At 70.3% G+C, this 13,546-nt stretch carries 11 protein-coding genes and 2 riboswitches; of the genes, 5 read left to right on the top strand and 6 right to left on the bottom strand.

Annotation, left to right across the window (positions count from 1 at the left end):
* Positions 1–99: 99 nt before the first annotated feature.
* Genes ACTFTM_RS13615 through ACTFTM_RS13600 form a run of 4 tightly spaced genes read right to left on the bottom strand, consistent with a single transcriptional unit; the run spans position 100 to position 4,303 of the window.
* Positions 100–1,335: a mandelate racemase/muconate lactonizing enzyme family protein gene (locus ACTFTM_RS13615; protein ID WP_449566130.1), complete on the bottom strand. Its 1,236-nt coding sequence runs from the start codon at positions 1,333–1,335 to the stop codon at positions 100–102.
* A 1-nt stretch (position 1,336) separates the two neighbouring features.
* The gene (locus ACTFTM_RS13610; protein ID WP_449566634.1) at positions 1,337–2,122 is read right to left on the bottom strand and encodes a carbohydrate ABC transporter permease; all 786 of its coding nucleotides are present in this window, start codon (positions 2,120–2,122) and stop codon (positions 1,337–1,339) included.
* A 41-nt stretch (positions 2,123–2,163) separates the two neighbouring features.
* On the bottom strand, positions 2,164–3,141 hold the full coding sequence (locus tag ACTFTM_RS13605; RefSeq protein WP_449566129.1) for a carbohydrate ABC transporter permease: 978 nt from the start codon (positions 3,139–3,141) through the stop codon (positions 2,164–2,166).
* A 4-nt stretch (positions 3,142–3,145) separates the two neighbouring features.
* Complete coding sequence (locus tag ACTFTM_RS13600) at positions 3,146–4,303, bottom strand: ABC transporter substrate-binding protein (RefSeq protein ID WP_449566128.1); 1,158 nt, start codon at positions 4,301–4,303, stop codon at positions 3,146–3,148.
* 261 nt (positions 4,304–4,564) lie between these two features.
* Here ACTFTM_RS13600 and ACTFTM_RS13595 point away from each other — a divergent pair, with 261 nt between their 5' ends.
* A complete protein-coding gene (locus ACTFTM_RS13595) occupies positions 4,565–5,335 on the top strand; it encodes a FadR/GntR family transcriptional regulator (protein ID WP_449566127.1) in 771 nt (256 codons plus the stop codon).
* A 407-nt stretch (positions 5,336–5,742) separates the two neighbouring features.
* Positions 5,743–7,551 carry a family 43 glycosylhydrolase gene (locus ACTFTM_RS13590; RefSeq protein WP_449566126.1) on the top strand — a complete coding sequence of 603 codons (1,809 nt, stop codon included), beginning with the start codon at positions 5,743–5,745 and terminating at the stop codon, positions 7,549–7,551.
* Positions 7,552–7,699: 148 nt separating this feature from the next.
* On the opposite strand, the gene ACTFTM_RS13585 is transcribed toward ACTFTM_RS13590, so the two are convergent.
* Positions 7,700–8,695 (bottom strand): ribonucleotide-diphosphate reductase subunit beta, encoded by a 996-nt coding sequence (locus ACTFTM_RS13585; RefSeq protein ID WP_449566633.1) that lies wholly within the window; start codon positions 8,693–8,695, stop codon positions 7,700–7,702.
* 50 nt (positions 8,696–8,745) lie between these two features.
* The gene (locus tag ACTFTM_RS13580) at positions 8,746–11,097 is read right to left on the bottom strand and encodes a ribonucleoside-diphosphate reductase subunit alpha (protein ID WP_449566632.1); all 2,352 of its coding nucleotides are present in this window, start codon (positions 11,095–11,097) and stop codon (positions 8,746–8,748) included.
* A 189-nt stretch (positions 11,098–11,286) separates the two neighbouring features.
* Positions 11,287–11,500: riboswitch (cobalamin riboswitch) on the bottom strand.
* A 142-nt stretch (positions 11,501–11,642) separates the two neighbouring features.
* A riboswitch (cobalamin riboswitch) is annotated at positions 11,643–11,782 on the top strand.
* Between the two features lie 35 nt (positions 11,783–11,817).
* On the opposite strand from ACTFTM_RS13580, the gene ACTFTM_RS13575 reads away from it, so the two are divergent.
* From ACTFTM_RS13575 to ACTFTM_RS13565, 3 genes are read left to right on the top strand one after another with little or no spacing between them, the layout of a single operon-like run.
* Positions 11,818–12,021: a CbtB domain-containing protein gene (locus tag ACTFTM_RS13575; protein WP_433538459.1), complete on the top strand. Its 204-nt coding sequence runs from the start codon at positions 11,818–11,820 to the stop codon at positions 12,019–12,021.
* Positions 12,012–12,812, top strand: coding sequence for a CbtA family protein (locus ACTFTM_RS13570; protein ID WP_449566125.1), 801 nt, complete (start codon positions 12,012–12,014; stop codon positions 12,810–12,812). Before ACTFTM_RS13575 ends, ACTFTM_RS13570 begins: the two co-directional genes overlap by 10 nt.
* Positions 12,809–13,405: a histidine phosphatase family protein gene (locus tag ACTFTM_RS13565; RefSeq protein WP_449566124.1), complete on the top strand. Its 597-nt coding sequence runs from the start codon at positions 12,809–12,811 to the stop codon at positions 13,403–13,405. Before ACTFTM_RS13570 ends, ACTFTM_RS13565 begins: the two co-directional genes overlap by 4 nt.
* Positions 13,406–13,546: the final 141 nt, after the last annotated feature.

Genomic DNA, 13,546 nt, shown 5'->3' with positions numbered 1-13,546 from the left:
TGGGACAGGGCGGCCGGACTCGCGGGCGCGGTGTCGCCGCCACGGACACGTTAATCATCCGACCAATTGCGGTCCAGTGCGGTGACGGCCCGTACCGGCTCAGTGCCGCAGCGGCGCCACGTCGTTCGGGGACGTGACGGCGTCGACGAGCAGGGCCTCGACCCCGGCCGGCACGGCGGCGACGGGCTGCTCGGCCACCGACAGCAGACGCTTGCCCGCCCGCTCCGGGCGGACGTTCGGGCTGTCGGCGGTCGGGGTGCCCGGGCGGTGTCCGGCGGCCGCGATCGCCGCCTCGTCCACCCGGACGCCGAGGCCGGGTGCCTCGCCCAGGACGAACGCGCCGTCCTCGACGTGCAGGTCGAGGCCGATGCCCGCCGGTGGCCGGAGATCCTGCAACTCGCTGACCAGGTGGTTGGGCACCGAGGTCGCGGCGTGCAGGAGCCCCACCGGGATGTTGCCGATGGGGCTGACCGGCAGGTCGTGCGCGTGCGCCAGGGCCGCCACCCGCAGGAAGTGGGTGACCCCCCAGACGGCGGCCGTCTGCACGATGTCGACCGCGCCGGCCGCGATCAGCGGACGGTACTGCTCCAGCCCGGTGAGGTTCTCGCCGGTGGCGATCGAGGCCCGCACGCCCCGACCCACGGCGGCCAGACCCTCGGCGTCCCAGCGGCGGACCGGCTCCTCGATCCAGATCAGATCGAGGGTACGTTCCAACTCGGCCACGTGCCGGACGGCCTGCTTGCGGGACCACGCCTCGTTGACGTCGAGCATCAGACCCGGCCGTCGACCGTGCCCCGCCTCGGCCAGCACCTCCCGGACCAGGCCGAGCCGTTGCCGGTCCCGGTCGATGTCGAGGCCGCCCTTGAGCTTGGCGGCCCGCAGGCCGTACCCGGCGTAGACCTCGTACTCGGCGACCAGCTCGTCGTCGGTCAGCCCGATGTCGAGACCCGACGCGTACGCCGGAACGCGCCGGTCCCGCCCGCCGAGCAGCCGCCAGAGCGGCTCGCCGGCCATCTTCGCCTTGATGTCCCACAGCGCGGTGTCCAGCGCGCCGATCGTCCCGAACACCAGGCCCGCGTGGCCGGCCTTGAACGTCTGCCGCAGCATCCGGTCGTACAGCGTGGACACCGCGCGGGGATCCTCCCCTTCGATAGCCGGGAAGATCTTGTCGATCTCCACGTGCGGCCCCAGACCGATGCCGTCGATCCCCTCGTCGGTCTCGACGATCGTGATCGGCAGCGTGGTGACGCCGTCGGGGAACACGCCGTTGGCGTCGCCGACGGGTCGGCCCCACTCCTGAACCGTCGTCAGGGTTCGATACCCGGTGATGCGCATGTCAGCCTTTCGTGGAACCAGCGGCGACGCCGTCGGCGATCTGGCGCTGAAGGAACAGGTAGACCGCCAGGACCGGGATCGCCGCGATGAGCACCCCGGAGGCGAAGGTGGGAATGTCCTCGGAGTACTGCCCCCGCAGCGAGGTCACCCCGACCATGAGGGTCCGGTGGTCGGCCGACGGCATCAGCAGCAGCGAGATGAGCACGTCGTTCCAGCAGAACAGCGTGTTGAGGATGCCCACGGACAGCAGCGCCGGAGCGCCCAGCGGCAGCATGATCCGCCGGTAGACGCCGTACACGGTGTTGCCGTCGATCCGGGCCGCGTCGACGATCTCCGTCGGAATGGTGCGGTAGTAGCTGGTCATCAGAAAGACCGTGAAGGGCAGGAACTGCGCGACGTACGCCAGGATCAGCCCCGGGTACGTGTCGACGAGACCACTGTCCGCCATGACCCGGGCCAGCGGCACCATGATCACCTGGAAGGGGATGAAGAGCGCCGCGAGGCAGCCGATGAACAGCGCCGTCGAGCCCCGGAAACGCAGTTGGCTCAGCGCGAAGCCGGCCATCGACCCGAACAGCAGCAGCAGGAACACCGAGCAGCCCACGACGATGACCGAGTTGACGGTGTACCGGCCCATGCCGACGCTGGTCCACGCCGTGGCGATGTTCTCGAAGCGCAGCGAGTCCGCCAGCGTGAAGCGGTCGAGGATGTACTCCCGGCGGGTCTTCATGGCCACGTTCGCCGTGAACAGCAGGGGGTAGATCGTCGCGACCGCGAGCAGCCCCATCGGGATCACGAGCAACCATCTACCGAGTCGGACGCGGGACATCAGTCCTCCCTTCCCGCGCGTCGGAGCAGCTTGAGCTGCACGAGCCCGACCACGAGCATGATGACGAACAGGACGGTGGACGCCGCCGACGCGAGCGCCGGGCGGTTCATCCGACCCTGCTGGATCCAGATGTAGTACTCGGGCAGGTACGTCGAGCCCTCCGGACCACCGCTGGTCATGACGTAGAGCAGGCCGAACATGGAGGTGAGCATCCCGATCATCGTGGTCACGAAGACGAACTGGATGGTGCGGGACAGGCTGGGGATGATCACATGCCAGATCACCTGGGCCAGGGACGCGCCGTCCACCCGCGCGGCGTCCAGCAGGGCGGCGTCCAGGGTCGCGAAGCCCGCGAGGAACACCACCAGAGCCATCCCGAAGGTCGCCCACACGTGGACGCCCACGACCGCGAACATGGCGACGTCGGGATCACCGAGCCAGTCCACCGGCCCGAGGCCGACCGTGGAGAGGACAACGTTGACAGGACCGTCAAACGAGAGCAGCAGGTTGAAGATCGCGCCGACGATGACCGGGGACAGCACCGCCGGGAAGAAGTAGACGCTGCGGTAGAACCGGTGCCCGGGCACGCGCAGGTAGATGAACGTGGCGAGCAGACCCGGGATGGCCACCGCCACCGGCAGGAGCAGGACCAGCAGGCCCACGTTGCGCAGCGCCTGCTGGAACAGCGGGTCGTGCAGCAGCTCCACGTAGTTGTCGAAGCCGACCATCGCCCCGTCACGCTCGCCGTCGCCGGTGAACGAGAAGTTGACGCCCAGCGCCAACGGGTACAGCCGCAGCAGCACGAGGATCAGGACGGCCGGGGCGACCAGCACGAAGGGCGCCAGTTGTTCGGCGCGACGGCCGCCCGCGGCGCGCCGGGAGACGGCGCGGTCGCGCGGCGGCGCGGAGGGCGGCACCCCGCCGGCCCGCCCGGCCGAAGCCGAGCGGACCGACGGGAGCGAGTTGCCGATCGTCACGGGATCAGCCCGCCGTGTCCGAGGCGGCCATCTGCTTCACGACCTCGTCCACGCTGATCGAGCCGCTGAGCAACTGCTGCGAGAGGCGGCCCATCAGATCGAGCGACTTCGAGGAGAGCGCCACGTGCACCGCCGGCTTGCCGGTCTTGAGCGCGCCGACGATCGTGGTGACGGCCGGACCACCCGCGGACACGTCGATGGTGGTGTCCGCGGTGATCGCGCCCGCGTTGGCGTAGAACGCCTTCAGCGCGTCGGTGGAGGTCAACGAACGCACCAGGTCGGCGGCCACCTTCGGGTCCTTGGTCCACTTGGCGACCGCGTAACCGATGCCACCGTCGTACGGCAGGCTGGGGGTCACGCCGCTGGTCACCGTCGGGGCCATCATCACACCCAGCTTCTCGGGCGTGATGAACTCGTTGAAGTCCTTCCAGTGCCCGATGTCCGACATGAGGCCGATCATGTGGGCGGCCTTGCCGGACTGGAAGACGGCGAACGCGTCGTTGAACAGGGCGGTGGAGTTGGCCCCGTCGTTGTTCAGCTTCGCGGCACCGGTCTCCTTCCACAGCTCGAAGAGCCGCTTGACGTTCGGCGAGTTCCAGTCGCGCTTGCCGGCGATCCAGTTGTCGTACTCCTGTGGAGTCAGGACGCCCGAGGCCATGGCCGACAGGAAGAACTGGATGCCGTAGCCCTCCTTGTTGCCGACGGAGAAGCACTTGGCGCCGGTCTGCTTGGTGATGACACCGCAGTTGGCGACGAACTCCTGCCAGGTCGTGGCGGGCTTCGCCGGGTCGAGGCCGGCCTTCTCGTAGAGCGTCTTGTTGTAGTAGATCGGATGACCCTGGAGCGTCACCGGCGCGGCGTAGGTCTTGCCACCCTTGGCGAACGCCTCCCAGCCGGCCAGCCGCTGCCGGTCCTCGCCCACGTACTCGTCCAGCGGCTGGAGCGAGTCCACCCGGTCGCGGATCTGGCCGCCACCGTTGAACAGGATCACGTCCGGTCCCTTGCCCGACTGGATGGCCGCGCCGAGCAACGTGTAGTACTGGTCGAACGGCTGGGCGACGAACTCGACCTCGACGTCCTTGTGCTTCTTGGCGAAGTCGGCCTTGGCCTTCTCCACGTACTGGGCGGAGCTGGCCTCGCCGGACTTCCAGTCCCAGACCACCAGCTTCTTGTCCGAGCCTCCGGACGATGAACCCGAACCTGTCGCGCTTCCACAGCCTGTCAGGGCCAGCCCTGCAACGAGGACCGCGGACCACACTGCTCGTTGCTTCATCGTTGCTCACCTTCATATGGGGAGTGGCCTGGGAACGGCCGTCGATGCAAGATTGACGAGAACGTAACTCGTATGACGTCTGACGTCAACGGTTGCCCGTACACTGGGGCGGACTCGTGGGCCCGCTCCCGCGGCTACGCGGAGGTAAACGTGACGACATCGAACCGGTCGGCCGTCAACGGCGCGGCGACGCCGACCTGGACGCGTCGCCCGACGAATCTGGCACAGGCGATCACGGCCGAGTTGGTGACCCGTATCGTCCAGGGAGCACACCCCTCCGGCACGCCACTGCCCCCCGAGCCGGTGCTCTGCGAGACCTTCTCGGTGAGCCGGACCGTCATCCGGGAAGCGGTGAAGATCCTCCAGGAGAAGGGGCTCGTGCAGGTCCGCCAGGGCAGCGGAACGCTCGTCACCCCGCCCTCGTCATGGGACATGCTCGACGAACTCGTCCTCGCGGCGACCATCGCCGAGGACGACACCCTGGCGATCCTGGACGACCTGGTGGTCACCCGCCGGGTGCTGGAGTCCGACATGGCCAACGTGGCCGCCCGCCTCGCCGACGAGGCGACGATCGACCGGCTACGCGCCCTGGTGGACCGCATGGACGAGCTGGTCGACGACCACGTCACCTACCAGGAGCACGACCGCGCCTTCCACGACACGGTCATGCAGGCGTCCGGGAACCGCATCGCCCGGGGTGTCGTCAGGTCCCTGGAGAGCCAGGTCGTCAACACCGCCCGGTACATGGGCCAGCCCGAGCGGGCCATGTGCGTGGCGTCGAACCAGGGACACCGACGCATCTACGAACGCATCGCCGCCCACGACCCCGAGGGCGCGGCACAGGCGATGTTCACGCACATCACGGAGGCGTGGCTCGTGCGTCGCAGCGGACCGGGAAGCCCGACTCGACTACAGCGCTGACCAGCCTGTCGACCCCTGCGTACGGCCCTGCGCCGACCCGTCCGTGATGCCGTCGCGAAATCCAGGTCCATCCATCGCTTGAGAATGTTAGCGATAACAGACTACCCTCGGGCCGCAGAGGCGAAGGGCACGCTTCACCGCTCCACTCGATCCGCCGAGATCGATGGAGCAGTGCATGACCAACGCCCACTGGTGGGTGACCGGGCCTCCCGCAGGGACGTTGAACACCGCCGTCGACAACGGCGGGCCGACGCGCGCGGGCGCCACGGGTGGACACGCGACCCTCTCCTGCCGTGCTCGCGGCACCGCCGCAGCCCCACCCCGAGCGACCCGCGACGACCCCGCGACACGCCGCCAGCGCACGCGGCGGGCCGCCCCGCCCGTCGTGACCCACCCTGGAGGTACCGATGCGCCCCACACCGCCACCGCGGACCACGAGCCGGCTCCGGCGCGGCCTCGCCTGGCTCGCGAGCCTGCTGCTCGTCTCGACGCTGATGCCGGCCACGGCCGCCCGCGCGGACAACCCCATCGTCCAGCACATCTACACGGCCGACCCGGCGCCGCTGGTCCACAACGGACGGGTCTACCTCTACACCGGCCACGACGAGGACGGCTCCACGTACTTCACCATGAAGGACTGGCGGGTGTGGTCGTCGGCCGACATGGTCAACTGGACCGACCACGGCTCGCCGCTGAGCGTCTCCACCTTCAGCTGGGCGAGCGCCAACGCGTGGGCAGGTCAGGTCGTGGCCCGCAACGGCAAGTTCTACTGGTACGTACCGGTCACCGCCCGGGCCACCAACTCGATGGCCATCGGCGTCGCGGTGGCCGACAGCCCCACCGGGCCGTTCCGGGACGCCATCGGCCGCCCGCTGGTGGGCAACGGCGAGATCGACCCCACCGTCTTCGTCGACGACGACGGCCAGGCGTACCTGTACTGGGGCAACCCGAACCTCTGGTACGTCCGACTGAACGCCGACATGATCTCGTACAGCGGCAGCGCCACCAAGATCCCGCTCACCACCGCCGGGTTCGGCACCCGGTCGGGCAACGCGAGCCGGCCCACCCTCTACGAGGAGGGCCCCTGGGTCTACAAGCGCAACGGCATCTACTACAACGTGTTCGCGGCGGAGTGCTGCTCCGAGTTCATCGGTTACTCGACCGCCACCGGCCCGACCGGCCCGTGGACCTACCGCGGCACGGTCATGCCCCGCCAGGGCGCGAGCTTCACCAACCACCCCGGAGTCATCGACTTCAACGGCGGCTCGTACTTCTTCTACCACAACGGGGCGCTACCCGGAGGTGGCGGTTACACCCGCTCGGTCGCCGTGGAGAAGTTCACCTACAACACCAACGGCACGATCCCGACGATCAACATGACCACGACGGGCGCGCCGCAGATCGGCACGCTGAACCCGTACGTGCGGCAGGAGGCCGAGACCATCGCCTGGGGCTCCGGCATCGAGACCGAGGCCGCCAGCGAGGGCGGAATGAACGTCGGATGGATCGAGAACGGGGACTACATCAAGGTCAAGGGCGTCGGCTTCGGTACGGGCGCCGCGTCCTTCTCCGCGCGGGTCGCCTCGGCGACGTCCGGCGGCACCATCGAGCTGCGTCTCGGCGGTCCCACCGGCACCCGGGTGGGCAGCTGCGCGGTCCCCGGCACCGGCGGATGGCAGACCTGGCAGACCGTCTCCTGCCCGGTCTCCGGCGCCACCGGCACCCAGGACCTGTACCTGCGGTTCACCGGCGGCAGCGGCACCCTGTTCAACCTGAACTGGTGGCAGTTCCAGGCCAACGGCACCACGCCGACGCCGACCCCGACGCCGAGCCCGACCGCGGACCCGACGCCCACGCCCATCCCGACGCCCACGACCACTCCCACGCCGACGCCGACGAGCCCGGCCGGGACGTCCTGCGCGGTCACCAACACCGTGGTGAACACCTGGCAGGGCGGTTTCGAGGGACGGCTGACGGTCGCCAACTCCGGATCGTCGGCGCTCAACGGCTGGCGGGTCACCTGGACGCTCGCCAGCGGTCAGACCGTGTCCCAGGTCTGGAACGGCACCCTCACCCAGTCGGGTAGCCAGGTGAGCGTCGCGAACGCCAGCTACAACGGCCAGCTCGCGCCGGGAACCTCGACCACCGCGGGCTACCTCAGCTCCATCACCTCGACCAGCCCGCCCGCTACCACTCCCACCTGCGCCCCCGCCTGACCTCCGTCCCCACCCCCAAGAACACCCCCACCCCATCCCCACCCCGTCCGCCGCCGACGTCGATCATGAAGTTAATGCCCCCGACACGCCGATAGGGGCGCAACGACTTCATGATCGACGGGGCGGGACCGGGGGTGGGGTGGGGGTTCTAGAAGTCGTCGTCGAAGGCGACCGCGCCGGTCACCCCGACCTGGTACGCCGACACCCGCCGCTCGAAGAAGTTGGACAGCTCCTGCACGTCCTGCAACTCCATGAACGCGAACGGGTTGGCCGAGCCGTAGTGTGGCGCGATCCCGAGCTGGACGAGACGGCGGTCGGCGACGTGCTGGAGATACTGGCGCATGTCCGCCAGGGTGAGACCGGGCACGCCCTGACCCACCAGGTCCTCGGCGAACTGGACCTCGCACTCCACCGCCTCGGTGAGCATCCGGCGCACCTGGTCGGCCAGGTCGTCGTCGAACAGGTCGGGCTCCTCGGCCCGGACGGTGTCGACGACGTCGAACGCGAACGCCATGTGCATGGACTCGTCGCGGAACACCCAGTTGGTGCCGGACGCCAGACCGTGCAGCAGGCCCCGCGAGCGCAGGAAGTACACGTACGCGAACGCGCCGTAGAAGAACAACCCCTCGATGCAGGCGGCGAAGCAGATCAGGTTGAGCAGGAACGTCCGCCGGTCCGCGCGGGTACGCAACTCCCGCAGATCGTGCAGCGAATCGATCCACCGGAAGCAGAACTCGGCCTTGCGACGGATCGAGGGGATGTTCTCGATGGCGGCGAAGGCCTCGAACCGTTCGGTCTCGTCGGGCACGTACGTGTCGAGCAGGTTCAGGTAGAACTGGACGTGCACGGCCTCCTCGAACAGTTGCCGGGACAGGTAGAGCCGACCTTCGGGGCTGTTGACGTGCTGGTACAGGTTGAGCACGAGGTTGTTCGCGACGATCGTGTCGCCGGTGGCGAAGAACGCCACGAGGCGGCTGACCAGGTGCCGCTCGGCCGGCGACAGCCGGTCCAGGTCCGCCAGGTCGGCGTGCAGGTCCACCTCCTCGACCGTCCACGTGTTGCGGATGGCGTCGCGGAACCGGTCGAAGAAGTGCGGGTAACGCATCGGACGGAGCGTCAGGTCCATCCCGGGGTCGAGCAGCATGTGCGTGGTCCTCGCGTCGGTGGTGCTGTCGGTAGTGGTCTCGGCGACGGTCACTGGCACGCCTCGCAGGACTCCGGGTTCTCCAGCGAGCAGGCCAGCGCCTCCGCGTCGACAGCGACGGCAGCGACGGCAGCGACGGCAGCGACGGGCGTCACCGCGCTGACGGTGGCCTGCTGGATGCGGGTGGCCGGCCGGGACCGCAGGTAGTAGGTGGTCTTCAGCCCGGACTTCCAGGCGTACAGGTACATCGAGGAGAGCTTGCCGATGGTGGGCGAGGCCAGGAACAGGTTCAACGACTGGGACTGGTCGATGAACGGCGCGCGGGCGGCGGCCAGGTCGATCAGCGCACGCTGCGGAAGCTCCCACGCGGTGCGGAACAGCTCCCGCACGTCGGCCGGCAGCTCCGCGACCGACTGCACCGACCCCTCGGCCCGCTTGATCGCCGAACGGATCCGCTCGGTCCACAGGCCCCGGGCCTTCAACTCGCGTACGAGAGCGGTGTTGACCTGGAGGAACTCCCCCGACAGCGTCTCACGCTTGAACAGGTTGGACACCTGCGGCTCGACGCACTCGTAGCAGCCGGCGATCGAGGCGATCGTCGCGGTGGGCGCGACCGCCACCAGCAGCGAGTTACGCAGCCCGTACTCCCGCACCTGCTGGCGCAGCGCGGTCCAGCGCGCGGTCTGCGTACCCTCGATGCCCCACAGGTCGGGTTGCAGCTCCCCCCGCGCGGCCCGGGTCTGCGCGAACGCCGGGTGTGCGCCGAACCGGCGCGCCAGGTCGGCGGAGGTCTCCAGCGCGGTCAGGTACAGCTCCTCGCTGATCCGCGTGGACAGCTCCCGCGCGGCCGGCGCGTCGAACGGCAGCCGCAGCGCGAAGAACACGTCCTGCAACCCCATCAGCCCGAGCCCGACCGGCCGCCAACGGGGGTTGCTCGCCGCCGCCTGCGGGGTCGGGTAGTAGTTGATGTCGATGACCCGGTCGAGGAACGTCACCGCCGTCCGGACCGTCGCGCGCAGCCGTTCCCAGTCGATGCCGTCCCCGGTCAGGTGGGCGGCGACGTTCACCGAGCCGAGGTTGCACACGGCGGTCTCGTCGTCGCTGGACACCTCGATGATCTCGGTGCAGAGGTTGGAGAGGTGCACCACGTTGCCCGGCTCGGCCGTCTGGTTGCACAGCCGGTTGGCCGCGTCCTTGAAGGTCATCCAGCCGTTGCCGGTCTGGGCCAGGGTCCGCATCATCTTCCCGTACAGCTCGCGGGCCGGCAGCTGCCGCACGTAGCGGCCCTGCGCCTCGGCGGCCCGGTACGCGGCGTCGAACCGCTCGCCCCACAGGTCCGGCAGCTCGGGCACCTCGTCGGGGTCGAACAGGGACCACATCTCGTCCGCCTCGACCCGGCGCATGAACTCGTCCGGAATCCAGTTGGCGAGGTTGAGGTTGTGCGTACGCCGGGCGTCCTCGCCGGTGTTGTCCCGCAGCTGGAGGAACTCCTCGATGTCCGGGTGCCACGGCTCTAGGTACACGCAGGCCGCGCCCTTGCGCCGGCCGCCCTGGTTGACCGCCGCGACGCTCGCGTCCAGCGTGCGCAGCCACGGCACGATGCCGTTGGACTGCCCGTTCGTGCCGCGGATCAGCGCGCCCCGGGACCGGACCCGGGAGTACGCGATGCCGATGCCACCGGCGAACTTGGACAGACTGGCGACCTGCGCGTAGCGCGCGTAGATCGAGTCCAGCTCGTCGCGCGGCGAGTCCACGAGGTAGCACGAGGACATCTGCGTGTGCCGCGTGCCGGAGTTGAACAGGGTCGGCGAGCTGGGCAGATAGGCGAGGCTGGACATCAGCCGGTAGAAGTCGACCGCCTCGTCCGGCGTACGGGACAGGCCGCAGGCCACCCGCAGCAGCCAGTACTGCGGGGTTTCCAGCACGAGGCGGCTCGTCGGGTGGCGCAGCAGATACCTGTCGTAGACGGTGCGCAGGCCGAAGTACTCGAACCGACGGTCGCCGTCGGTGTCGACGGCGTCGTCGAGCACGCGGGAGTGCGCGGCGACGAACGCGGCGGTGTCGTCACCGATCAGGCCCTCGGCGTGACCGGTCCGGATCGCCGCGCTGAACGAGTCGATGCCCTGCCGGCGCACCTCCCGGTCCACATGGGTGGCCAGTAGCCGGGCGGCGAGGCGCGAGTACTGCGGCTCCGCCCCGATCATCTCGGCCGCGGTCTGGATGGTCAGCGCGGCCAGCTCGGCCGTCGTCGCGCCGTCGTACAGGCCGCTGATCGTGCGGGTCGCCACCCGAAGCGGGTCGACGTCGGGCAGGTCGTCGGCCCACCGCTCGACCGCCCGGACGAGCCTGTGCACGTCCACGGCCTCGACGCCGCCGTCGCCCGTACGCACCCGCACGGCGATCGGGCGGGGGGCCGCACCGCTGACCGGGACCACCTCGGTGACTGTCACCACTTGCTCCTCGCGAGTTCGGAGACCTCCAGGGGCCCTCGGACACGACGAGACCGACACCGTCGGACCCACCGCCCGCACGGCGTGGGTCGACTGGCGTCGGCCGTCCCACGCGGCCTCGGACCACCGCGCGCCCGGGTTCGGGTACGCGGCGCGCTGGCAGGTCTTCGGACTCGCGGGCACACCCGGGCATGCCCGGTCACCTACTGGCCGTCGCTTCCCAGGCCGGTGGCCCAGTGCCGATGACGGCGGTCGTTCCCACTCACCGCTGCGGGGCAGTCCCGGATTTCCACCGGGTTCCCTCTTGCCTCGACCACTCGTGGTGAGCGGCCGAACCAGCTGCGGTCGACACCATATATAGGGGCGAGCGCGTTTGTCACACCCCACATGTCGGGCTCGGGCGTGTCGCGGCCCGCGGTGACGGCCCTCGTCGATCGGCGGTGGACCGAACGGCGGGCGGTGCCGCACCGGCAGTCGTCATCGGCTTGACCGACCGAATCGGCACCGATACGGTCGACCCACTATCTGCGGCGACGCGAGGGAAGCCGGTGAGAATCCGGCGCGGTCGCGCCACTGTGAGCGGCCCCCAGCCTGGGGGTCGCGAGCCAGGACGCTCGGTCGTCCGCAGCCTTGCGATGGGGACGCGTCATCCCCGAGGAGGTTCGTCTACGCATGTCCAGCTCCACGTCCAGCCAGCCGCTGGCGCACCCCGCTGTCCCGACCCGTCTTCTGTGGACGGTGCTGGCAACCGTCGCCGCGCTCGCCCTGCTGACCTACCTCGTCGCCTTCGACCAGGGGGCGGTCTCGCGCAGCGGGATGTACCTGCACGAATTGATGCACGACGGCCGGCACCTGCTGGGCGTCCCGTGCCACTGAGCGGCGCCGGCGCCGCACCCACGTTCGTCACGGTCCTGCTGCGCGGGCTGCTCGCCGGCCTGGTCGCCGGCCTGCTCGCCGGGACGTTCGCCTACGTCGTCGGCGAACCGCACGTCGAGGCCGCCATCGCCATCGAGGAGGCGGCCACGCAGGCCGAGCCCGCCACGGACGGGCACCAGCACGACGAGGCCACCGCCGACGGGCACCAGCACGACGAGGACGCCCTGGTCAGCCGGAACGGCCAACGCGGCGGCCTGTTCCTGGCCACCGGCCTGTTCGGGGCCGCGATGGGCGGGCTGCTGGCCAGCGCGTACGTCCTGCTGGGTCGTCGGCGGCGGACCGTCGACGACGGGAGGTCCGGGCTGCTGCTCGCCGGTGGCGCGCTGCTCGGCGCGGTGATCGTGCCGTTCCTCAAGTACCCGCCGAATCCCCCGGCCGTCGGCGATCCGTCCACCATCGACCAGCGCACCGTCACCTACCTGCTGATGGTGGTGCTCGGCCTGGCCGCGGTCTGGTCCGGTTCGCTGGGCTACCGGTCGGTGGGCGAGCAGGCGCCGGTGTGGCTGCGGGCCAGCGCCGCGGTCGGCGGTTTTCTGCTGGTCACCGTCGTGTCGTACGTGGTGCTGCCATCGTTCCAGGAGGTCCCCGGTGACTTCCCGGCGACGCTGCTGTGGAGCTTCCGGCTCGCCTCGCTCGGCACCCAGACGGTGCTGTGGACCGGGATCGGCCTGCTCTTCGCCGCCCTGATGCACCGCCAGCGCGTGGTCGCCGACGCACGACTGGCCGGGTGAGCGTCACCCGCCTGCGGCTCGTTGCCCACGGTCACACCGCTGGCCTGCGACAGGCCCGGTTCGGCGGCAACGACAGCCTGGACGAGGGCGGCCGACGCGCCGCCCTCGTCCGGTCCCCCGCTGACGCCGGCCGACGGGCAGGCGACACCGTGGCGTGCCTGTCCAGCCCCGCTGCGGCGGCCGTCGAGACCGCCGAGGTCCTCGGCCTCGCGCCCACCGTCGAGGCGGCCCTGGCCGACTGCGACTACGGCGACTGGACCGGCCGGCCCCTCGCGGAGATCGCGGCGGAGCGGCCCGACGCGCTGCGCGAGTGGCTGTCCACGCCGGACGCCGCGCCGCACGGCGGTGAATCGGTCGTCGCGGTGCGTCAGCGCGTCGGTCGGTGGCTGGACGCGCAGCGCGGGGACGGCCGACGCGTCACGGCCGTCACCCACCCGCTCGTGATCCGGGTCGCGCTCGTGCACGCCCTGGGTCTGCCGTTGGCGACGTACCGGCAGTTCGACGTCGCGCCGTTGGCGGTCGTCCGGCTCACCGGCCACGGCGCGCACTGGCAGCTCCGTCTGGACGCGTCGCCGGCATGGGCGAAGGGGTGACGAGGGTCCACCCCGGCCCCTGTCGAGCTGCCCCAGATCCGGGGCAGCGAGGTCGGGCGGTCGCGCGACCCGCGTCCCGGGGCCGACATCGGGTGGACCCGGAACGGGTGTCGGGCGGGCCGTGGAGCACGGCCCGCCCGA

The sequence above is a fragment of the Micromonospora sp. RB23 genome (assembly GCF_053585025.1).
This window is presented reverse-complemented; position numbering and strand designations above follow the sequence as displayed.

What these genes read in the sequence shown, in the direction of transcription:
- ACTFTM_RS13615 (WP_449566130.1), bottom strand. Translation starts at nt 1,335, where the DNA reads ATGCGCATCACCGGGTATCGAACCCTGACGACGGTTCAGGAGTGGGGC.
- ACTFTM_RS13610 (WP_449566634.1), bottom strand. Translation starts at nt 2,122, where the DNA reads ATGGGGCTGCTCGCGGTCGCGACGATCTACCCCCTGCTGTTCACGGCG.
- ACTFTM_RS13590 (WP_449566126.1), top strand. Translation starts at nt 5,743, where the DNA reads ATGCGCCCCACACCGCCACCGCGGACCACGAGCCGGCTCCGGCGCGGC.
- ACTFTM_RS13585 (WP_449566633.1), bottom strand. Translation starts at nt 8,695, where the DNA reads ATGCTGCTCGACCCCGGGATGGACCTGACGCTCCGTCCGATGCGTTAC.
- ACTFTM_RS13575 (WP_433538459.1), top strand. Translation starts at nt 11,818, where the DNA reads ATGTCCAGCTCCACGTCCAGCCAGCCGCTGGCGCACCCCGCTGTCCCG.